Origin of the sequence: Azospirillum melinis (assembly GCF_013340935.1) — a bacterium.
GTDB lineage: Bacteria > Pseudomonadota > Alphaproteobacteria > Azospirillales > Azospirillaceae > Azospirillum > Azospirillum melinis.
This window is the reverse complement of the sequence record NZ_WHOS01000028.1, coordinates 41,861-62,670: the sequence shown is the minus strand read 5'-3', so window position 1 is coordinate 62,670 and position 20,810 is coordinate 41,861. Positions and strand designations below refer to the sequence as shown.

At 68.0% G+C, this 20,810-nt stretch carries 22 protein-coding genes and 1 riboswitch; of the genes, 3 read left to right on the top strand and 19 right to left on the bottom strand.

Going from position 1 to position 20,810, the window contains the following annotated elements; all coding sequences use genetic code 11:
• Positions 1–18 precede the first annotated feature (18 nt).
• Positions 19–570, top strand: coding sequence for a transcription elongation factor GreB (gene greB / locus GBZ48_RS20430; protein ID WP_174472685.1), 552 nt, complete (start codon positions 19–21; stop codon positions 568–570).
• 49 nt (positions 571–619) lie between these two features.
• Here the strand turns inward: greB and thiC are convergent, their stop codons facing one another.
• From thiC to ffh, 15 genes are all read right to left on the bottom strand, one after another.
• Positions 620–2,347, bottom strand: a complete 1,728-nt coding sequence (thiC, locus tag GBZ48_RS20425; protein ID WP_174472684.1) for a phosphomethylpyrimidine synthase ThiC — start codon at positions 2,345–2,347, stop codon at positions 620–622.
• 130 nt (positions 2,348–2,477) lie between these two features.
• A riboswitch (TPP riboswitch) is annotated at positions 2,478–2,612 on the bottom strand.
• Positions 2,613–2,689: 77 nt separating this feature from the next.
• A complete protein-coding gene (locus GBZ48_RS20420) occupies positions 2,690–3,673 on the bottom strand; it encodes a magnesium transporter CorA family protein (RefSeq protein ID WP_174472683.1) in 984 nt (327 codons plus the stop codon).
• Positions 3,674–3,712: 39 nt separating this feature from the next.
• Positions 3,713–3,997, bottom strand: coding sequence for a hypothetical protein (locus GBZ48_RS20415; RefSeq protein WP_174472682.1), 285 nt, complete (start codon positions 3,995–3,997; stop codon positions 3,713–3,715).
• 31 nt (positions 3,998–4,028) lie between these two features.
• The gene (gene argB / locus GBZ48_RS20410; RefSeq protein ID WP_098740533.1) at positions 4,029–4,928 is read right to left on the bottom strand and encodes an acetylglutamate kinase; all 900 of its coding nucleotides are present in this window, start codon (positions 4,926–4,928) and stop codon (positions 4,029–4,031) included.
• Between the two features lie 82 nt (positions 4,929–5,010).
• The gene (locus tag GBZ48_RS20405) at positions 5,011–6,309 is read right to left on the bottom strand and encodes a cation:proton antiporter domain-containing protein (RefSeq protein ID WP_174472681.1); all 1,299 of its coding nucleotides are present in this window, start codon (positions 6,307–6,309) and stop codon (positions 5,011–5,013) included.
• A 12-nt stretch (positions 6,310–6,321) separates the two neighbouring features.
• A complete protein-coding gene (yihA, locus tag GBZ48_RS20400; RefSeq protein WP_174472680.1) occupies positions 6,322–7,005 on the bottom strand; it encodes a ribosome biogenesis GTP-binding protein YihA/YsxC in 684 nt (227 codons plus the stop codon).
• A gap of 105 nt (positions 7,006–7,110) precedes the next feature.
• Positions 7,111–8,838: a membrane protein insertase YidC gene (gene yidC / locus GBZ48_RS20395; RefSeq protein WP_174472679.1), complete on the bottom strand. Its 1,728-nt coding sequence runs from the start codon at positions 8,836–8,838 to the stop codon at positions 7,111–7,113.
• A gap of 55 nt (positions 8,839–8,893) precedes the next feature.
• Positions 8,894–9,223 carry a membrane protein insertion efficiency factor YidD gene (gene yidD / locus GBZ48_RS20390; protein WP_174472678.1) on the bottom strand — a complete coding sequence of 110 codons (330 nt, stop codon included), beginning with the start codon at positions 9,221–9,223 and terminating at the stop codon, positions 8,894–8,896.
• 15 nt (positions 9,224–9,238) lie between these two features.
• The gene (gene rnpA, locus GBZ48_RS20385; protein ID WP_098740537.1) at positions 9,239–9,625 is read right to left on the bottom strand and encodes a ribonuclease P protein component; all 387 of its coding nucleotides are present in this window, start codon (positions 9,623–9,625) and stop codon (positions 9,239–9,241) included.
• 8 nt (positions 9,626–9,633) lie between these two features.
• Positions 9,634–9,768 carry a 50S ribosomal protein L34 gene (gene rpmH, locus GBZ48_RS20380; protein ID WP_012973146.1) on the bottom strand — a complete coding sequence of 45 codons (135 nt, stop codon included), beginning with the start codon at positions 9,766–9,768 and terminating at the stop codon, positions 9,634–9,636.
• Between the two features lie 101 nt (positions 9,769–9,869).
• Positions 9,870–10,265, bottom strand: coding sequence for a 50S ribosomal protein L19 (gene rplS / locus GBZ48_RS20375; RefSeq protein WP_174472677.1), 396 nt, complete (start codon positions 10,263–10,265; stop codon positions 9,870–9,872).
• 41 nt (positions 10,266–10,306) lie between these two features.
• On the bottom strand, positions 10,307–11,053 hold the full coding sequence (gene trmD / locus GBZ48_RS20370) for a tRNA (guanosine(37)-N1)-methyltransferase TrmD (protein WP_246307344.1): 747 nt from the start codon (positions 11,051–11,053) through the stop codon (positions 10,307–10,309).
• A gap of 59 nt (positions 11,054–11,112) precedes the next feature.
• Entirely contained in the window at positions 11,113–11,694 is a 582-nt protein-coding gene (gene rimM / locus GBZ48_RS20365) for a ribosome maturation factor RimM (protein ID WP_174472675.1), read from the bottom strand.
• 76 nt (positions 11,695–11,770) lie between these two features.
• Complete coding sequence (rpsP, locus tag GBZ48_RS20360) at positions 11,771–12,127, bottom strand: 30S ribosomal protein S16 (protein WP_042704821.1); 357 nt, start codon at positions 12,125–12,127, stop codon at positions 11,771–11,773.
• Positions 12,128–12,188: 61 nt separating this feature from the next.
• Positions 12,189–13,574 carry a signal recognition particle protein gene (gene ffh / locus GBZ48_RS20355; RefSeq protein ID WP_174472674.1) on the bottom strand — a complete coding sequence of 462 codons (1,386 nt, stop codon included), beginning with the start codon at positions 13,572–13,574 and terminating at the stop codon, positions 12,189–12,191.
• 333 nt (positions 13,575–13,907) lie between these two features.
• Here ffh and GBZ48_RS20350 point away from each other — a divergent pair, with 333 nt between their 5' ends.
• Positions 13,908–15,260, top strand: a complete 1,353-nt coding sequence (locus tag GBZ48_RS20350; RefSeq protein WP_174472673.1) for a pentapeptide repeat-containing protein — start codon at positions 13,908–13,910, stop codon at positions 15,258–15,260.
• Between the two features lie 39 nt (positions 15,261–15,299).
• Here the strand turns inward: GBZ48_RS20350 and GBZ48_RS20345 are convergent, their stop codons facing one another.
• The 4 genes from GBZ48_RS20345 to GBZ48_RS20330 form a co-directional block, all read right to left on the bottom strand.
• Positions 15,300–15,944 carry a hypothetical protein gene (locus GBZ48_RS20345; RefSeq protein WP_174472672.1) on the bottom strand — a complete coding sequence of 215 codons (645 nt, stop codon included), beginning with the start codon at positions 15,942–15,944 and terminating at the stop codon, positions 15,300–15,302.
• Positions 15,945–16,089: 145 nt separating this feature from the next.
• Positions 16,090–16,722, bottom strand: a complete 633-nt coding sequence (locus GBZ48_RS20340) for a hypothetical protein (protein ID WP_174472671.1) — start codon at positions 16,720–16,722, stop codon at positions 16,090–16,092.
• 31 nt (positions 16,723–16,753) lie between these two features.
• Complete coding sequence (locus tag GBZ48_RS20335) at positions 16,754–18,082, bottom strand: DUF2336 domain-containing protein (protein WP_174472670.1); 1,329 nt, start codon at positions 18,080–18,082, stop codon at positions 16,754–16,756.
• Complete coding sequence (locus GBZ48_RS20330) at positions 18,079–19,818, bottom strand: diguanylate cyclase domain-containing protein (protein ID WP_174472669.1); 1,740 nt, start codon at positions 19,816–19,818, stop codon at positions 18,079–18,081. Before GBZ48_RS20330 ends, GBZ48_RS20335 begins: the two co-directional genes overlap by 4 nt.
• A 235-nt stretch (positions 19,819–20,053) precedes the next feature.
• Between GBZ48_RS20330 and GBZ48_RS20325 the strand changes: the two genes are divergently transcribed.
• Positions 20,054–20,773: a pyrimidine 5'-nucleotidase gene (locus tag GBZ48_RS20325; protein ID WP_174472668.1), complete on the top strand. Its 720-nt coding sequence runs from the start codon at positions 20,054–20,056 to the stop codon at positions 20,771–20,773.
• Positions 20,774–20,810 lie beyond the last annotated feature (37 nt).

The following is a 20,810-nucleotide window of genomic DNA, read 5'->3' as shown; positions in this document are numbered from 1 at the left end:
CACAGGACAGGTCGGACCATGAGCAAGGCCTTCACCCGCGAGAACGACACGCAGGACGACGACGACCTCGACGATCCGGCACCGTTGCCGCAGGGCTTCAAGAACTACATGACCCCGCCCGGCTTCCAGCGCATGCAGGAGGAACTGCGCCACCTGCTGCGGGTGGAGCGGCCGAAGGTGGTGGAGGTGGTGTCCTGGGCCGCCGGCAACGGCGACCGCTCGGAGAATGGCGATTATCTCTATGGCAAGAAGCGCCTGCGCGAGATCGACCGCCGCATCCGTTTCCTGAACAAGCGGCTGGAATCGGCGGTGGTGGTCAATCCGCAGGACCAGAAGAACCGCGAACAGATCTTCTTCGGCGCCACTGTCACCTATGCCCGCGAGGATGGGGCGGAGAACACCATCACCATCGTCGGCGCCGACGAGGTCGACCCCGACCGCGGCCATGTCAGCTGGATCTCGCCCATGGCCCGCGCCCTGCTGAAGGCGCGGGAGGGCGATCTGGTGGATGTCCGCACCCCGGCGGGACTGGAGCAGGTCGAAGTGCTGGAGATCCGGTACGCGGACTGACGGAGGGGGCGGCGACCCGCCCCCCTGCCAGACTTCGCTCCGCCAGACCTCACTCCGCTGCCGGCTGGTAGATTTCCCCGCCCGACTGGCGGAACTTCTCCGACATCTCGGCCATGCCGGATTCCGCGGCGTCGCGGATTTCCTGCGTGATCTTCATCGAGCAGAATTTCGGCCCGCACATCGAACAGAAATGCGCGGTCTTGGCGCCTTCCGCCGGCAGGGTCTCGTCGTGGTAGGCCATCGCCGTGTCGGGATCGAGCGACAGGGCGAACTGGTCGCGCCAGCGGAAGGAGAAGCGGGCGCGCGACATGGCGTCGTCGCGCAGCCGCGCCGCCGGGTGGCCCTTGGCGAGGTCTGCGGCGTGGGCGGCGATCTTGTAGGCGATGACGCCGGCCTTCACGTCGTCGCGGTCGGGCAGGCCGAGATGCTCCTTCGGCGTGACGTAGCAGAGCATCGCCGTGCCGAACCAGCCGATCATCGCCGCACCGATGGCACTGGTGATATGGTCGTAACCCGGCGCGATGTCGGTCACCAACGGCCCCAGCGTGTAGAAGGGCGCCTCGCCGCACAGCGCCAGCTGCTTCTCGACATTGTGCTTGATCTTGTGCATCGGCACATGGCCCGGCCCTTCGATCATCACCTGCACATCGCGCGCCCAGGCGATCTTGGTCAGCTCGCCCAGCGTTTCCAGCTCGGCGAACTGCGCGGCGTCGTTGGCGTCGGCCTGGCTGCCCGGCCGCAGCCCGTCGCCCATCGAGAGCGCCACGTCATAGGTCCGGCAGATCTCGACGATGTCGGCGAAATGGTCGTAGAGGAAATTCTCACGGTGATGCGCCAGACACCATTTGGCAATGATCGAGCCGCCGCGCGAGACGATGCCGGTTACCCGCTTCGCCGTCAGCGGGATGTGGGCCAGCCGCAGGCCGGCATGGATGGTGAAGTAATCGACGCCCTGCTCCGCCTGCTCGATCAGCGTGTCGCGGAACAGCTCCCAGGTCAGGTCCTCGGCCTTGCCCTTCACCTTCTCCAAAGCCTGATAGATCGGCACGGTGCCGATGGGAACCGGGGAGTTGCGCAGGATCCATTCGCGGGTCTGGTGGATGTCGGCGCCGGTGGACAAATCCATCACGGTGTCGGCCCCCCAGCGGATCGACCAGACCATCTTTTCCACCTCCTCCTCGATGGAGGAGGTCACGGCGGAGTTGCCGATGTTGGCGTTGATCTTGGTCAGGAAGTTGCGGCCGATGATCATCGGCTCCGACTCGGGGTGGTTGACGTTGGACGGGATGATCGCCCGCCCACGCGCCACCTCGTCACGGACGAACTCCGGAGTGATGAAGTCGGGGATCTCGGCGCCGAAATCCTCGCCGTCGCGGACGGCTTCAAGCGCTGCGGCGCGGCCCAGATTTTCGCGAACGGCGATGTATTCCATTTCCGCGGTGACGATGCCGGCGCGGGCGTAGGCCATCTGCGTCACCGCCCCGCCGTCCTTGGCGCGCAGCACGCCGTTGTCGGCGGTCTCGACATCGCCGCGCGCCAGGATCCAGTCGCGGCGGTGCTTGGACAGGCCGGCCTGCACGTCGATGGCGACCGACTCGTCGGTGTAGGGACCGGAGGCGTCATAGACGGTCAGCGGCGGCTCGCCGCCCGACAGCGCGATCTCGCGCAGGGCGACGCGCAGATCGGGAAAGCGCGTGCCGGGCACATGGATTTTCCGCGACGACGGCAGCGGGCCGGTCGAAATGCGGATGGCGTTCTCGTTGAAGTCCTTAGGCATTGGGTTTCTCCGTCGGAGTTGGGCGGACAAACCCGGGACTGCGGACGGAGGTGCGGTATCTTCGTGCGGGCCGTTTCGGAATGGTTCCCCGGCATGGCGGGGCCGATACGGCCGGACGGGGCGAGATTCGGCCCGTCACGAGGTCCCTCCCTTCGCCGGTATGACCCGGATCAGGTTCGAAGGGTCACCACGCTGCCGGCTTGCGCAGTGCGCCGTCCGGCCGTTGGTATCTCAGCCCCCTGTCGGGACCCCCCTGGAATGCGGCCCATCCTGCCGCCGACGGACAGTCGTGTCAAAAGGAAAGCGCTGCGGACGATCCGCCTGCCATATTGTGGAAATGCGCTACATCCAGCGCTTCGACCGCACATAGACCATCGGCAGCAGGGCCGACAGCAGCATCAGCCCCAAGGCGCTGGCATAGCCGAAGGGCGAATGGCTGCCGGGCATGTCGGTGAAGTTCATGCCGCCGATGCTGGCGACGAGGGTCGGCGGATAGAGCAGAACGGTCAGCACCGACACGATCTTGACGATCTCGTTCTGCTCGACATTGATCTGGCCCAGCGCGGTGTCGAGCGCTAGGGCGACCTTGCCGGAGAGGAAGCGGGCATACTGGTCCAGACCGCGTAGATCCTGCAGCGTGGTCTTGGCCCAGCGCCGCGTCGCCTTGCCGGCGTTCCAGCCGTCGCCGCGCGCCAGGAAGTCGGTCATGCGGGTGAGGCTGGCCAGACTGATCCGTGCCTTCCCGATCAGGTGACCGGCATGGCCGATGCGCTTCAGCGTCTGCGCGTCGTCCAGCGTCTCGCCGCGGGAGCGCAGCTTGCGCCCGCGGAAATAGCGGCGGTTCAGTGCATCCATCTCCACCCCGGTCCGCCGCAGCACGACCGACGTGCGGTCGATCATCCCGTCCACCAGTGCGGCCAGCACCAGTTCGCCACGGGATGCGGAGACCTGCCCATGGGTGGCGCGGCGGCGGAAAGCCAGCAGCGCCTGCGGATCGATGTCGTGGATGGTCACCAGCCGCCGGCCGGCCAGCACGAAGCTGACGGTGGCGATGCGTGGCTCGTCGGTATCGGCCCAGACCAGGGCGGTGACGGTCATGGTCAGCGCACCGCCGGCAACGCGCAGACGGCTCGACTCCTCGATCTCCGCCATCTGCTCGCGGGTGGGCAGGCCGGTGCCGATCAGCGCCTCCGCCCGCGCCAGTTCGTCGGGCGTCGGGTTGATCAGGTCCAGCCACACGGCGGACTCCGGGAACGGGGCCGACTCGTCCGCTGCCTCCCTGTCCCAGCGCAGCAGACCGCCGTCATTGACGAAAACATGCAGCAAGGCTGTGCTCCTTGCGTGGGCGCGGCTCGGGCGCCCGGCCTAGGTCACCCGGCCACCGCGCCGCGGCTTCACCGGGGGCGGAGCCTTCTCCCCGTCGAGGTCGAGCGTCCCGCCCTCGGCCTTCAGCGCCTGCTCCAGCTTGCGGCGGAAGGCGCCGCCGTCCCGCTTGGCGTCGAGGAAATGGCCGACCGCCTCCTTCGCCGCATCGCTGTCATAGGGGACCTTGCCCAGAGCGGCCAGCCTGGCACGCTCCACCAGCTTCGGGTCCATCCTCTCCCGGATGGCCTTCATCTGGCGAAGCAACTCCTTGCGCAGATCGCTCATCGGCCCCCCTTGGCGGTTCCCTTCCGTGGCGTCAGGCCTTGCCGATCAGGGTGCCGGCGCCGCCCTCGGTGAAGATCTCCAACAGCAGCGCATGCGGCACGCGGCCATCCAGGATAACAGCGGCATCGACGCCTTGCTCCACCGCGCCGATGCAGGTCTCGATCTTCGGGATCATGCCGCCGGAAGCGGTGCCGTCGGCGATGGCCTTGTGGGCATCCTCCAGCGACATCTTCTCGATCAGCTTCTTTTCCTTGTCGAGCACGCCGGCGACGTCGGTCAGCAGGAAGAAGCGTGCCGCCTTCACCGCCGCCGCGACCGCGCCGGCCGCCGTGTCGGCGTTGATGTTGTAGGTGTCGCCGTTCACGTCGAAGCCGACCGGCGCGATCACCGGGATGATGTCCGACTGGGCGAGCGCGTGCAGGATCTGCGGGTTCACCTTGTAGGGCTCGCCGACGAAGCCGAGGTCCAGCACCCGCTCGATGTTGCTGTCGGGATCGCGCTGGACGCGCTCCAGACGGCGGGCGGTGATCAGGTTGCTGTCCTTGCCCGACAGGCCGACGGCACGGCCACCGGCGCTGTTGATGGCGGCGACGATCTGCTTGTTGATGGAGCCGGCCAGCACCATCTCGACCACCTCGACCGTCTCCTTGTCGGTGACGCGCAGGCCGTCGATGAAGCTGGACTTGATCTTCAGCCGTTCCAGCATTTGGCCGATCTGCGGGCCGCCGCCATGGACGACCACTGGATTGATGCCGACCTGCTTCAGCAGGACGATGTCGCGCGCGAACAGCTCCGCCAGGCTGGCGTCGCCCATGGCGTGGCCGCCATACTTGATGACGAAGGTGCTCCCGGCATAACGGCGCATGTAGGGCAGCGCTTCGGACAGGGTACGGGCCTTGGCGAGCCACTCGTCACGGGTGGGAGTCTGCACGGGAGGATGCCCTTTGTCGGGGTGGAGTGTCGGGCTTCTTTAACGGAAAGGCCGGCCGGTTGCCTAGGGGGCAATTTAACGGTCACACACCCCCGTGACGGCCTCCCGCGGCTGCGGCCGCCGTGCCGCCGGCCGGACGCCACAATCCGGCCAGCCGCGTCATCGGCTGCGTCAGCGCGGTCACCGCCACCGCCATCAGCACCATCGCCGAGAAACAGGGGCCGGACAGCACGCCCGCCTCCAGCAGGACGGTCAGGACGATGACCTCCATCAGCCCCTTGCACGGCATCAGCGTGCCGAGCCGGAGCGCATCCGGCCAGCTTTCGCCGGTCCAGCGGGCGGGCAGCGCGGTGCCGGCCATCTTGCCGGCGATGGTGGCGAGGCTGGCGAGGGCGAAGACGGTCCATTGCGCCGGATCGTCCAGCGTCAGGTTCACCTTCAGCCCGGTCAGGGTGAAGAAGAAGGGCAGCAGGATCAGCGTGGCGAAATGCTCCAGCCGGTCGAGGATCGCCGCCGCATAGCGGCGCGGCATCGCACTGCCGGCGATGAAGGCGCCCAGGATGTAGTGCAACCCGATCAGTTCGGTCACCGCGGCCGAGGCCAGCAGTGCCGCGCAGGTCACCACCACCGCGGTGTCGCCCATCCGCCCGTCCGGGGCCACCCGCTCCAGCAGGCGGTCGAGCAGCGGGCGCACGAGCAGGACCGTCGTCCCGACATAGGCGAAGCCCAACAGGCCGACCTTCGCCACCGCCCAGGCATCGCCGCCGCCGTTCCCCCCGTCGGCGGTCGACCAGGCCAACACCGCGGTGATCAGCAGCCAGAGCAGCGCGTCGTTCACCGCAGCATAGCCCAGCGCCAGCCGCCCCAACCGGTCGCCCAGCAAATCCATCTCGCGCAGGATGGCGCCCAGCACCGGCAGGGCGGTGACGCCGACGCAGATGCCGAAGCCGGCGGCGAACAGGCCGGGGGTGGCGTGATTTCCGGTCATGGTGGGAAAGGCGCCGGCCAGCCACCAGCCCAGCGCCCCGCCCAACAGGGTCGGCACCAGCATGCTCGACAGCGCCACGGTGGCGAAGGCCCCGCCCCGCCCGCGGAACTCGGCAGGATCGAGATGCAGGCCGGTCAGGAAGGCAAAGAACACCACGGCCATCAAGGCCAGCCCGGACAAGGGCGCAAGCGCGGCCGGCGCGAACAGCACGCCCCACAGATCGGGAGCCAGCCGGCCGAGCAGCGACGGTCCCAATGCCACCCCGAACAGGATCTGGACCACCACCATCGGGGCGATGTGACGGCCGCCGCCCAGCCGCCACAGCAGGAACGGCCCGGCGATCAGCAGCAGGGCCTGCATCAGGAACAGCAGCGCGGGAGACAGACCACCCATCGCTGCCGCCCCTTACTCGGCGCCGAGGGCGAGCGCCGCCAAACTGGCGCGCAGTTCCGCGATGCCGGTGCCCTTCTCGGAACTGGTGACGTGGATGTCGGGGAAGGCTGCCGGATGCTTCTTCAGCCCCGCCTGGGTGTCGCGGCGAATCCTGTCGAGATCCGCAGCCTTGACCTTGTCGGCCTTGGTCAGCACGACGACGTACGGCACCGCCGTGCGATCGAGCATGTCCATGATCTCATGGTCGTGGGGCTTCATCCCATGGCGCGAATCGATCAGCACCAGCGCCCGGCGCAGGGTGACCCGGCCACGCAGGAAGCGGCGCACCATGTCGTTCCACGCCTCCACCTTCTCCTTCGACTCCTTGGCATAGCCGTAGCCGGGCATGTCCACCAGCTTCAGACGGTTGCCGAGGTTGAAGAAATTGAGCTGCTGCGTGCGGCCCGGCGTGTTGGAGGTGCGGGCCAGCGTCTTGCGTCCGGTCAGCGCATTGACGAGGCTCGACTTGCCGACATTCGAGCGCCCGGCGAAGGCGACCTCCGGCAGGTCGGCCTCGGGCAGCTGGTTCAGCGCGTTGGCGCCCCAGACGAAGTCGCACTCCTTGGCGAACAGCAGACGGCCGGCCTCCAGCGCGGCCTCGTCGAAGCCGGAAACGATGCTGGGGGTGTCGGGGGTCGGCGTGGCAGGGCTGGTCATGGCGGGCGCTCTCATTGGGATCGGCTAAAAAACATACCGCCGGCAGAGGCCCGTCAAGGGTCTTTGCCGGCGGCAGGTCTCAGACATTCGGCAGAGGCTGAGGGATCAGGCCTTCACGCCCATACGCTTCATGATGGTCCACTGCTGCAGGACCGACAGCGTGTTGTTCCAGGCCCAGTAGATCACCAGACCGGCCGGGAAGCCGGCGAGCATGAAGGTGAAGACGATGGGCAGGAACTGGAACACCTTCTGCTGGATCGGGTCCGGCGGGGCGGGGTTCATCTTCTGCTGGAACCACATCGTCACGCCCATGATCAGCGGCCACAGGCCGAGATGCAGCATGGCGGGCGGGTCCCAGGGGATCAGGCCGAACAGGTTGAAGATGGTCGTCGGATCGGGCGAGGACAGGTCGTGGATCCAACCGAAGAACGGCGCATGCCGCATTTCGATGGTCACGAACAGCACCTTGTAGAGCGAGAAGAACACCGGGATCTGGATCAGGATCGGCAAGCAGCCCGACACCGGGGAGACCTTCTCGCGCTTGTACAGCGCCATCAGCTCCTGGTTCATGCGCGCCTGATCGTCGCTGAACTTCTCGCGCAGCTCCTGCATCTTGGGCTGCAGGGCCTTCATCTTGCTCATCGCCTGATAGGACTTGTTGGCGAGGGGGAAGAAGACGGCCTTGACGCAGACGGTCAGCACCAGGATGGCGATACCGAAGTTGCCGATGATGCGGCCCAGGAAATCCAGCGCGTAGAAGAACGGCTTGGTCAGGAAATAGAACCAGCCGAAGTCGATCGCCAGATCGAAGTTCTTGATGTTCAGCTTCTCGGAATAGCTGTCGAGCAGCTTCACCTGCTTGGCACCGGCGAACAGGCGGCCGGTGTTCTCGGCCGAGGCGCCCGGCGCCACCGTGACCGGCGCACCCATGGTGTCGGTCTGGTAGCGGTCGGTGTTGGCGACCTGATTGTAGAGGAAGCGCGCCGTGACCTTCTCGTTCGGGTCGGGCACCAGCGACACCAGCCAGTACTTGTCGGTGATGCCGACCCAGCCGCCGGTGGTCTCCTTGGCGATCGAACCGGCCTTGCGGACGTCGTCGTACTTCTCTTCGGTCAGCGAGCCGTTGAAGACGCCGAGCGGGCCCTCATGCAGGATGTAGTAGCCGGACGTGTGCGGCGTGCCGCTGCGCGACACCAGGCTGTAGGGCAGCAGGGTGACCGGGGCGGCGCCGGTGTTGCGCACGGTCTGCGTCACCGTGAACATGAAGTCCGGGTCGACAGCGATCTTGCGCTCGAACACCAGCCCCTGGCCGTTGTCCCAGGTCAGGGTCAGCGGCTTGTCCGGGGTCAGCGCGGCGCCGTCGGCAGTCCAGCGGGTGGTCGCGGTCGGCGCGGCGATGCCGGCGCCCTGCGGCACCCAGCCGAACTCGGCATAATAGGCGGCGGGCGTGCCGGCCGGGGCCAGCAGCACGATCTCCGGGCTCTTCGGGTCCGGGGTCTCGTGGTACTGGGCCAGCGTCAAGTCGTCGATGCGGCCGCCGACGAGGTTGACGGAGCCGTGCAGGGCCGGCGTGTCGATCTTGACGCGGGTGCCGGCCGCCAGCTGCTCGGCGAGCAGGACGGGGCGCTCCTTCGCGACCTCAGCCGTGGCGGGAGGCTGCTGGGCGGGCACGCCGGGGGCCGGCACCGGCACCGACTGCTCCGTCTGGGCGGCCTGCTGGGCGGCGAGTTGCTTCTGCTGCTCCACCCGCGGCTTCTCGTAGAAAAACTGGAAGCCCAGAAGGATGGCGATCGACAGGGCAATCGCGATGATGAGGTTGCGTTGGTCGGTCATGGCGTCCCGGTTGCCGTGGGGCCTTTGGAAGAAGGGCGGCGTGTGCGCGGCCTTGTTACGGGTTTTCGCCGGGCTGGGCAACCGCCGCATGCCCCTTTTCCCGCAGTCCGCAGCGATGCGGCGCCATGGGCGCCGGCCGCGGGACGGGATCGGGCACAGGATCCCAGCCCGACCCGCCCCAGGGATGGCAACGCCCGAGCCGGCGCACAGTCAGCCATCCCCCCCGGATGGCCCCGTGCTTTTCCAGCGATTCGATGGCGTAGCAGGAGCAGGTCGGCTGGAAACGGCACTGCCAGCCCACGAAGGGCGACAAGGTCCAGCGATAGAGATAGACGAGCGCGCGGAGCAGATGCGCGAGCGGGCTGAGGCCGGCGATGCGAAACATAATGTCGCGAGCCTCCTACCCTTCCGCCTCGCGCCACAGGCCGAGGCGCTTCAGCCCGGCGGCAAGGTCGCCGAGCAGGTCGGTCCACGGCCGTTCGGCCGTGCCGCCGCGGGCGACCAGCACGAAGTCGTGGCCGGGCGCCGCATGAACGGTCAGAATCTGCCGCGCGGCCTCACGCAAACGGCGGCGGGCGCGATTGCGCACCACCGCGTTGCCGACCTTGCGGCTCGCCGTCAAACCGAGACGGATCGGCGGACCGCCTTCGGCGGGCCGCTGCTTGTCGTCGTGCCGGCGCACCTGGAGGATCAGGCCGGGAGCCACATGCTTTCGCCGTGTCCCGGCCACGGCCAGAAATTCCGGCCGCCGCATCAGGCGCCCGACCTCGTGGCCCGGCGCCGCCATAGCGGGGATCAGGCGCTCAGAACCTTGCGGCCGCGGGCGCGGCGACGGGCGATCACCTTGCGGCCGCCGACGGTGGCCATACGGGCGCGGAAGCCATGACGACGCTTACGCACGATTTTGGACGGCTGGAACGTGCGCTTCATGGCGCCTACTCCTTAAGCTTTGCTGATGATGACGGGAAGAAGACGCCCAGCCGAACGGCCGGGCGCCGAACCTATGAACCTGAACCGAACCGAAAGGCGCCTTACTCGGCAGCCCGGCGGCCGTTGATCATGCCGCGGCCGGTGGTGCGCTCGGCGATGCGGGCGGCCTTGCCGCGCAGATCGCGCAGATAGTACAGCTTGGCGCGACGGACGGCGCCCTTGCGGACCAGCTCGATCGAGTCGATGCGCGGGGAGTACAGCGGGAACACGCGCTCCACGCCCTCGCCGTAGCTGATCTTGCGAACGGTGAAGGAGCTGTTCACACCGGCGTTCTTGCGGGCGATCACGACGCCCTCATAGGCCTGGACGCGCTCGCGCGTGCCCTCGACGACCTTGACGTTCACGCGGACGGTATCGCCCGAGGAGAACTCCGGGATCGTCTTGCCACCGAGGGCCTTCTCGATCTGCTCCTGCTCGAGCTGCTGCAACAGGTTCATAGCACTACCCCTTTTCTATCGGTGCGCCTCGCGGCGGACCGTCACTCCGGTTTCGGGTCGCGCCGGCGAGCCTGCCGCCGACCCTTGTTCGTAACAGTTACTGCCGGACGGCCCGCCTGGTAGAGCGACCACAGGTCCGGCCGTCGGGCCTCCGTGATCTTCTCCGCCTCGGCCAGCCGCCAGGCCTTGACCTTCCCATGGTGACCGGACAGCAGAACCTCCGGCACCGCGCGCTCCACACCCTGCCCGTCGGTCCAGACCGCCGGCCGGGTGTAGTGGGGGTATTCGAGCAACCCCCGTTCGAAACTCTCTTCGCCCGCCGTCTCAACGTTGCCCATGACGCCGGGGAGCAAGCGCACCACGGCATCCATCAGGCTGAGCGCGGCGAGTTCCCCGCCGGACAGCACGAAATCCCCGAGGCTGACCTCTTCGAGGCCGTGCGCATCGAGGACCCGCTGGTCCACCCCTTCGTACCGGCCGCAGAGCAGCGTCACCACCGGAGTGGCGGCCAGCTCCTTGACCAGTTCCTGGTTCAGCACCCGTCCGCGAGGCGACAGATAGATCGCCCGGCCGCGTCCCGGTGCCCCCACAGGTCCCGCCGTCGCAGTCAAAGCTGCGTCCAGCACGTCGGGCCGCATGACCATGCCTGCCCCTCCGCCGAAGGGGGTCTCGTCGACGGAGCGGTGTTTATCGCGCGCGAACGAGCGAATGTCCACCGATTCCAGCGCCCAGACTCCATTTTCCAACGCCTTTCCGGCCAGCGAGTGGCCGAGCGGCCCCGGAAACATTTCCGGGAACAGCGTCAGAACCTTGGCCGTCCAGACCAGCGGACCGTCGGCGCCGTGATTCACGGCCCCTCCTCCCCGCTCCGGTCCCCGCCCTCTTCATCCCCGGCCTCCTCCCCCTCGTCACCGGAGCCCTCGCGGGCCTCGATCACGGCGGGAAGGTCGACGACGATACGGCCGCCCCGGACATCGACCACCGGCACACAGGCCTTGGAGAATGGAAGCATCTCCAGCGGTCCGCCTGCGGTCCTGATTTCCAGCACGTCACCGGCGCCGAAGTCATAGATCGCCTTCACCGTGCCATAGACGGTCCGGTCGGCGAGTTCCGCACGCAGACCGATCAGATCGGCATGGTAGAACTCGTCCTCGTCCTCCGTCGCCGGCAGGGCGCCGCGCTCCACATAGAGCCGCAAGCCTGCCAGGGCCTGCGCCTGTTCTCGGCTGGTCACCCCGTCGACCTTGGCCAGGAAGTTGTCCTTGACCATGCCCTGGAGCGTCACCGTGAACCGGCGGGTCCCCGTCTCGTCCGACAGCAGGCCGTAGGTCATGACGTCGGTGGGTTCGGCAGTGAAGCTGCGCAGCTTCACCAGCCCCCGCACGCCGTGCGATCCCGCGAACTGGCCGACACAGATTTTGGCGGTCATCGAAGGAGCACCCGGCACGTCGTCACAACCTCAACCCTGCGGGCCAAACGGCCCGACCTTACCTTTAGACCCAACCTCAGCCCTCGGCGGCAGCCGCGGCAGCGGCGGCCTCGGCCTTCAGACGCTCCTGCGCCTTCGCCTTCGGAGCCGACTTCTTCGGGGTCTCGCGGACGGCGGGCTTCTCGACCAGGCCGGCAGTGGCCAGGAAGTGAACGACGCGGTCCGTCGGCTGGGCGCCGACCGACAGCCAATGCTTGGCGCGCTCGGCGTTCAGGATGATGCGCTGCTCATGCTCGCGCGGCAGCATCGGGTTGTAGGTGCCGATCTTCTCGATGAAGCGGCCGTCACGCGGGCTGCGGGCGTCCGCGATGACGATCGAGTAGAACGGACGCTTCTTCGCACCACCGCGAGCCAGACGAATCTTCAGAGCCATTGGTCGAAACTTTCTCTTCTCAAGTCAAACAGGTATCAGGTGATTCCGAGAGGCGGTCAGGTCAGCCGAAAGGCCCCTTCCCGCCAAAGCCGCCGAGTCCCTTCGGCAGCAGATTTCCGAGGCCGCCGCGCAGCATCCCCTTCTTCCCAAGCTTCTGCACCTGCTTCATCATTCCGCGCATAGTCTCGAACTGCTTCAGCAGCTTGTTGACCTCCTGCACCGAGGTGCCGGAGCCGGCGGCGATGCGCTTGCGGCGCGAAGCCTTGATAAGGTCGGGGTTCTTACGCTCCGCCTTGGTCATCGAGGAGATGATCGCCTCCTGGCGTTTGATCATCCCGTCGTCGACGTTGGCGTCCTTCAGCTGGTCCTTGATCTTGCCGATGCCCGGCAGCATTCCCATCAGGCCGGACATGCCGCCCATCTTGCGGAGCTGCTTCAGCTGCATCGCCATGTCGTCGAGGTCGAAGCCCTGGCCCTTCTCCATCTTGCGGGCGAGCTTTTCGGCCTCGTCCTTGTCGATGGTCTCGACGGCCTTCTCCACCAGCGACACCACGTCGCCCATGCCGAGGATTCGGCCGGCGATGCGGTCGGGGTGGAAGGGCTCCAGCGCGTCGATCTTCTCGCCGACGCCCAGCAGCTTGATCGGCTTGCCGGTGATCTGGCGCATCGACAGGGCGGCACCGCCGCGCGCGTCGCCGTCGATGCGGGTCAGCACGATGCCGGTGATGCCGACCTTGTCGTTGAAATTGGTGGCGACGGTGACGGCGTCCTGGCCGGTCATCGCGTCGGCGACCAGCAGGGTTTCCACCGGCTTCGTCGCGTCTCGGACGGCCGCGACCTCCGCCATCAGCTCCTCGTCGATTGCGAGGCGGCCGGCGGTGTCGAGCATGACGACGTCGTAGCCTTCGAGACGGCCGGTCTCGATGGCGCGTTTCGCGATGGCGACCGGGTCCTGGCCCGGCACGATCGGCAGCGTGGCAACGCCGGTCTGCTCGCCGAGAACCTTCAGCTGCTCCTGGGCGGCCGGACGGCGGACGTCCAGCGAGGCCATCAGGACCTTCTTGCGGTCCTTCGTCTTCAGGCGCAGCGCGATCTTGGCGGTGCTGGTGGTCTTGCCCGAGCCCTGGAGACCGACCATCAGGATCGGCACCGGAGCGGCGGCGTTCAGGTTGATGTCAGCGCCTTCGCCCAGCATCTCCACGAGATTGTCGTGGACGATCTTGATGACCTGCTGGCCGGGGGTGACCGACTTCAGCACCTCCTGCCCGACGGCGCGTTCCTTCACCTGGGTGACGAACTGCTTGACGACGGGCAGGGCGACGTCAGCCTCCAGCAACGCCACGCGAACTTCGCGCAGTGCGGCGGAGACGTCCTCTTCGGTCAGCGCGCCACGGCGGCGCAGCTTGTCGAAGATGTCGCCCAGGCGTCCGGTCAGGCCTTCGAACATGCGTTACTCGTTCCCCAGTTCCAGGTCCAGCGTCAGGGCCGCCACCCGCACAAGCACGAAAGCGCCAGTGCGCGAATTTCGCGGACTGGCGGAGATACCCGGCGTGGGGCCGGGGTACCCGGTCTATCGGCTTTGCGGAAGACAGGTCGGCGGACCATAGAGAAGCCGGCTGGCCGAGTCAACTGCCGCAGTCGGTCTTTTGCAGTCGTCCTTACGTCTGCCTTGCCCGGCGGCGGTTATCGGTCCCAAGCTTGTCACAAGCCATCAACCCTTAACCAAATTTTGGCGACTCTTTCGGATTATGAGTCACCAAATAGAGAAGGTATGCCGGCGATGTCGTCCGCCCAGGGCTTTGGGTCCAACAGCCCGCGAACCAAGCTGACCCAGAGCCAGCTCAACGCGATCCTGTTGCGGCACCAGGCATTCCGCAAAAGCCAGCCCGGCGGCGTGCGCGCCAACCTGAAGATGCGCGACCTGTCGCATCTCGATCTCTCCGGCATCGACCTGTCGGACGCCGACCTGTCGGGGGCGAAGCTGTTCAGCGCCAGGCTGACCGGCGCTAACCTCGCCAACGCCAACCTCTATGCCGCCGACCTGCGGCTCGCCAACCTGGAAAAGGCCGATCTGCGCCGGGCCGACCTGCGCGGCGCCTGCCTGCGTGGTGCCGTGCTGAGCGAGGCGACGCTGGTGGAGGTCGACCTGCGCGACGGCACGCTGCTGCATTACGACTCCAGCGGCGAGATGTACGCCCACGAGTATGAGGATTCCGTCCTGACGTCGGAACTGACGGCGGCGACCATCCGCGGCGCCGACCTGTCGCGGGCCAAGATCGCCAACGCCTTCGTCATGCAGACCGACCTGACCGACGCCGTCCTGCGCGGCACCAAGTTCATGCGCGCCAACCTGACCGGCTCCAACCTGACCGGCTGCGACCTGACCGACGCCGACCTGACCGAGGCGAACCTGTCGGGCGCCCGTCTGTCCGGGGCGGTGATGACCGGCTGCGCTATCAACCGCACCAATTTCAGCGGCGCCACGCTGATCGGCGCCATCCTGGACGCAGCACAGATGCGCTCGCCCAACCTGCAGGCGGCGGTGCTGGCCAAGACGCTGGAGAACCCGGAAGACGACCTGCGCGAGATGCTGATGGAGCATCTGAGCTGGATCGACAGCGGCGGCAAGGCCGGCAAGCGCGCCGACCTGTCGGCGCTGGACCTGTCGGGGCGCAAGCTGGACGGCATCAACCTGTCGGCGGCGATCCTGCAATGCATCGCGCTGCGCGGCGCCAACCTGTCGGGTGCTGCGATGGCGATAGCCGACATGTCGCTGGCCGACCTGCGCAAGGCCGACCTGTCGAAGGCCGATCTGCGCGGGGTGAATTTCGAACGCGCGACCCTGACCGGCGCCAACCTGACCGGCGCCCAGCTCGGCCCCGTCCATATCCAGACGATGAGCGGCCATGTCTGGCGGGCCAACCTGCAACGCGCCCGGCTCGGCATGGCGCTGCTGTGCAAGGCCGACCTGCGCAAGGCCAACCTCTCCGGCGCCAATCTCGCCGGTGCCGACCTGACCGGCGCCAACCTCAGCGAGGCCGACCTGACCGGCGCCGACCTGACCGGTGCGGTGCTGGACGGCGCCACGATGGACCAGGCGATCGTCGAGGAGGCGATCGGGCTGGCCAGCTGAGAGATCAGCTCAGGGTTCCGGTTTCAGGCGGCCAAAGTTCTAAGCGGAAGGCCCACCCCGCCGGGTCATCCAGTCGCCGGAGCCGTAGACGCTGCGGACATGGTGGACCAGCAGGTTGCGGGCGTCGATCAGCTGGCCCATCCGCTCGCGGCAGGCGACGATGCCGGTGTCCGGGTGATAGACCGGCGCCAGTTCGCGGAAGCGCCGCCGCACCTGATCCTCGTCGAAGCACCATTCATTGACGAAGCCGAACAGCTGGGCGGCGTCGCGCACCTGCGTGATGCGGCCGTCGAGCGGCTGGAAGGACAGGCGTTGCAGCGCGTGGGCCAACGTCTTGTTGCGGTAGCCCAGCGTCTCCACCGCAGCTTCGAGCCGGCGGACATCCTCGCCCGGCAGGATGCGCGCGCCGGGATCGGCAAGCGCAAGAGCGGCGGCCAGCGCGATGCGGATCGCACCGTCGCTGGCGTCGGTCTCCCCGACCTCCAGCAGCGCCTCCCCGTCCGCATCGCGCAGGCCCGGATCGGCACCACCCGTCGGCACCAGCAGCAGGGCGGCGGCGACAAGCATCGGCACCGCTGCCCCGCGGGCGGCGGCCAGCTCCAGAACGGCGGTACGGAAACCGGCGCCGCAGGGCACGGCCCGGCCGGGGCTGGGTGAGGAAGCGGTCTCTTCCGGTGCGGTCATCGTCAGCGCCAACACTTGGTGGAAGCGGGGGCGAGTCTACGCAATCGCCGGAGTCGCCGCAATCGCACCGATGGACGCGGGCAGATGGATAAAAGTGGGTGGATGAAAGAGGCTGGATAACGGGGATGGAGGATCCGCTTCAGGATCACTGCGCCTTCATCACTCCCGGCTTGGCCGGCAACCGGTCGAGCAGTTCGCCGATGTAAGCGGTCTCGTCTTTGCCGGCCATGGCGGCGAAGCCCTTCAGCATCTGGCTGCCGAAGGTGAAGACGCTGGCGAGGTCGATGCGCCACGCCCCGCCCTCGCGGACGAAATCGGCAGGGACCAGCGCCGGCCGGTTGTCGACCATCAGCAGGCCCGACGCCCGGTCTCCCTTGACCCGCACCGGCCCCAGCGCGCTGCGGGAGATGACGTTGGGTCCGAGCCAGCCGGCTTTCAACGCATGGTTGGCGATGTCGCCGACCGACATGCGCCGCAGGTCCGCCGGGCCGAGATAGCGGCGCAGCCCCATGGCGGCGAAACGCTCCGCCGGCTCCAGCCGCTGCAAAGGCGCATCGCCGGGCTGGCGGGCGGCGTCACGCACCGACTCCAGCGCCTTGACCGAATTGCGGGTGAGCAGCGGGATCACCGCCGACCCGCGCTTCTCGGACAACGCCGTGCGGGCGGCGTCGAAGGTGGCGGCGACCTCGCGCTCCTCCGGCGTTTCGCGCGGCGGGGCGGCGAAGCTGGTGAATGCTGCGATCAGGACGACGAAGAAGGCGAGAAAGGCGACACGCATACCGGAGAAAACCCGAACAGGGAGGAAAACGTCACGCCTTCTCCTCGACACCGAAAAATTCGAGCTGCCAGCGCATCTCTTCATCGGTCATCGGATAGTGCGTGCCGTCCCGAGCATTAAGCGCTGTTTTTGGCGGAATCTGGGCGAGCCGCAACTGCACCTGCCGGGCGAAGCGCATGGTCAGCCCGGCGCGCCACACCAGCGCGGTGACGGCGCGCGGCGCATGGGTGGCGACGATGCGGTCCACCACCGGCAGCGGAATCTGCGAAAGCTCCGCCAGGGCGGCCATGACGAAGCCGCGGTCACCCTCCACCATCGAGCCCTCGATCAGCTTCTCGGTCAGCTTGCCTTCCTTGTTCAGGCGTGCCGCCTTGTCGGTGGGACGCTCGACCGGCTTCTCCGGTCCGGCGGCGCCGCCGACCGCCTCCTCGCCGAAATCGACAGGGCCGAGCGGCAGGCCGGGTGCCGCGCCGGCCGCCGCCTGTCCCACCCGCTGGCGCACCGCCTCCACCAGCCCGCGCGCGGCAGCCGGGTCGAGGTCGTCGCGGTCCTGCAAGACCTTCAGCAGATTGTCGGCGACGAAGCTGGCCAGCCGCGCCACCGCGCGGGCCGGCAGCCGCGGGCGGCGGACCAGCGGCGAATGCCAGGGCTCGTGCTGCGGCGCCTGATCGAGGATGCGGTCGAGCGTCTCTTCGCGGATCTGGGCCGACGGGTTGCCGAGCAGCGCCGTAACAGCCGCCTCGTCGTCCGAGCGCGCGATGGCGTCCGCGACGGAGGCGCTGACATTCTGCCGGCTGGCGATGGCGGTCATCGCGCCCCGCACCGGCCCCTTCATGATGATGTCGGTCAGATCCTCCTCGGTGAGGATCGGCGAATGCTGCAACACGGGCGCGCAGACCGACAGCTCGACGTCGCGGGCCAGCCGGTTGATCACGCCGTGCGGGGCGTTGGGCAAATCCTTCAGCGCTTCGGCCAGGATGCCGCGCACCTCCGTCGCCTGATCGCGGGCCAGCGTTTCCAGGCATTCCACCGTCAGCCGCTCGATCTGCATCGCCTGGTCGGCCGACAGCTCCGGCAGCAGGCGGGCGATCTTGCGCGCCACCGCCTGCCGCACCATGACCTCGCGGTCCTTGGCCAGCAGCAGGTCGGCCTGCCGCGGGGTGCCGGCATTGGTGGCGATGGCGCGCCGCACCTCGGCCGCGGCATCGGCGGCAAGGAAATACAGCAGCTCCGGCCGGGTCTTGGGATGTTCGGCGACCTTCCGGCGAACCGCCGGATCGTCGCTCTGCACCATCCGCTTGGCGGATTCGTAGTCGGCGGGGTCGAGGGCCTCGGGACGCGGATTGGCAGGCGGGGTCACGGGATAGGCTCCGCGGGGGAAACATCGGAGGAAGATGCCTGAGCGGCCGCCTGATAGGCGGGGGCCAGGGCGAAATGGCCCTTGCCGCTCTTCTTGGCGTCGTACATGGCGGCATCGGACCGGTCGGTCAACTCCCGCACCGATTCGCCGCGGCCAGGGGTGTGGACGGCAATGCCGATCGACAGGCCCAGCGGCTTTTCGGGACTGGCCGACAGGTGGGCCAGATCGCGCATGCCGTTCAGCAGCCGTTCGGCGACGATGCGGGCCTTCGCCTCGTCGGTGCGGCCCAGCCACAGCACGAACTCGTCACCGCCCAGCCGGCCCGGCAGGTCGCCCGGCCGCACCCCGGTGCTCAGCAGCGTGCCGATGGCCTTCAGCACGGCATCGCCCTGCTGGTGGCCGTGCAGGTCGTTGACCGCCTTGAAATTGTCGAGGTCGACATAGAGCAGGGCCGACGGTCCGCTGTCCGGCCGGGAGATCGACTCCTCCAGCCGTTCGAAGAAGGTGCGGCGGTTGAACAGCCCGGTCAGCCCGTCGCGCTCCGACAGGCGGCGCAGCCGCTCCTGGTAGGCGAGATGGGCGTGCGCGATGCCGATATGGTCGGCCACGCCCGACATCAGATGGCGGTCGTCTTCGTCCCACGGCTCCGAATCGCCGGTGCGCCAGACCAGCAGCGCGCCGTTCGCCGCCTGCCGGTACTCCGTCCGCTCGCCGATCAGCTGCACGTCGCCCAGCCGGTCGGTCACCAGCCCTTCGTTGTTGGCGATGCGGTCGAGCAGGGCGGTGCCGACCTCCGGCAGTTTCGCGCCGAACTCCGCCACCAGCGACAGGACGACACGGCCGCCCCCATTGCCGCCGGCGGCCCCCTCCTCCGCCCGATAGATGCGGCAGCCGTCGGCGCTGAGCGCCCGCGCCGTTTCGGTCGCGGCAACGGCCAGCGCTTCCGCGGCGTCGAGACGGTCGCGCAGGGTGTGAACGATGTGGCCCAGCAGCCGTTCACGGTTACGGATACGCGCCAGCTCGTTGGAGCGCAGCACCTGCTCGGTCACGTCGCGGCAGACGCCGCGGGCGCCGATCCAGTCGCCCTGCGTGCCGAACAACGGCAGGGCGGAGGCGACGACGCAGGCCGGCGTGCCGTCCGCGCTCTTCAGCCACAGCTCGGTCTGGTCGATCGCCCGACGGCAGTCGAACGGCATCGGCAGGTCTTCCGCCTCCTCCAGCGCCAGACTGCGCGGGTCGCGGCCGATCAGCGCATCGGCCGGATAGCCCAACGCGCCCTTGTGGCTGACGAAGACGAAGGTGCCGTCCGGCCCGGTCTCCCAGGCGAAGTCGGAGGAGACCTCCACCAGATCCTTGTAGCGCCGCCGCGATTCGGTCAGCGTGTGGCGCAGCTGGCGCTCCAGCGTGTCGTCGCGGCCCAGCAGCAGGAACCCGCCGTCGGGCAGCGGCACGCCGGCCCATTCGACGATCATGATCCCGCGCAGTGATTCCACCGGCACTGACCGCAGCCCCGGTGCCACGCTGGACGCCGACAGCCAGTTGCGCAGCTCCGGCAGCCAGCGCGGATCGCTGTCCATCATGTCTTCCGCCTCGGCATTCGATTCGGCGACGGCCAGCGCCGAATCCAGCCGCAGGGCCGGGCCGGGATACAGCGCGACCAGCGTCACGGGGCCGGTCTGGCCGCCGGTGGAGGCGGAAGCGGTGGCAGAGGTACCGGTGGTCAGAAGAAGGTCCACGGCAATCCCAGAGGGCAATCCACGAGGCTTGCGGGCCACGAGGCAGGCGGAGCGGAAACCTTTGGCTGTAAACCATTACAAGGTCTGGTCCATGCTACCTCTTTAGGGGTTAATCTTCAATCAACCAACGACGCGGGGGACTCCCCATAGCGGCGGCTTGGCCAAAGGGCGGCTGCGCGCCTGCGACCATGTGAAGCGCCTTGCGGCCGGCAGGCCCCGGCCCCATTCTTGGGGGATGACCGTCCCGACCTCCCCCGCCGCACCGGCGCCCGACTCCGCCGCCAATCCCCTCGCCGCCCTGCGCGACCGCGCCGTGTGGATCTTCGACCTCGACAACACGCTCTATCCGGCCTCCTGCAACCTGTTCGCCCAGGTCGACCGCCGGATCAATGAGTTCATCGCCGCCCATTTCAACATCGGGATGGACGAGGCGCGGGTGCGGCAGAAGCAGTTCTTCCGCGAATACGGCACCACGCTGCGCGGCCTGATGATGGAGCATGACGTCGATCCGGTCGCCTACATGGATTATGTCCACGACATCGACGTGACCGGAGTTCAGCCCTCCGCCCTGCTGGCCGACGCGCTGGCGCAGCTGCCCGGCCGCAAGATCATCTACACCAACGGCTCGGTCCGCCATGCCGAAAACGTCGCCGGCCGGCTCGGCATCCTCGACCGGTTCGACGCGGTGTTCGACATCGCCGCCGGCGGCTTCGTGCCGAAGCCCGATCCCCGCCCCTATGCCACGCTGGTGCAACGCTACGGCGTCGATCCGGCCGACGCCTGCATGGTGGAGGACATCGCCCGCAACCTCGCCCCCGCCCACGCGCTGGGCATGACCACCGTCTGGGTCCGCGGCGAGAAGGAGTATGAGAAGGCCGGCGTCGGCGCCGGGGTCCACATCGATCACACCGTCGACGACCTGCCCTCCTGGCTGGCGGCGGTCGCGGGAGTTTGAGTGGGGAGTTCGGGGGCTTTGTCGCAAACCGGCCGAT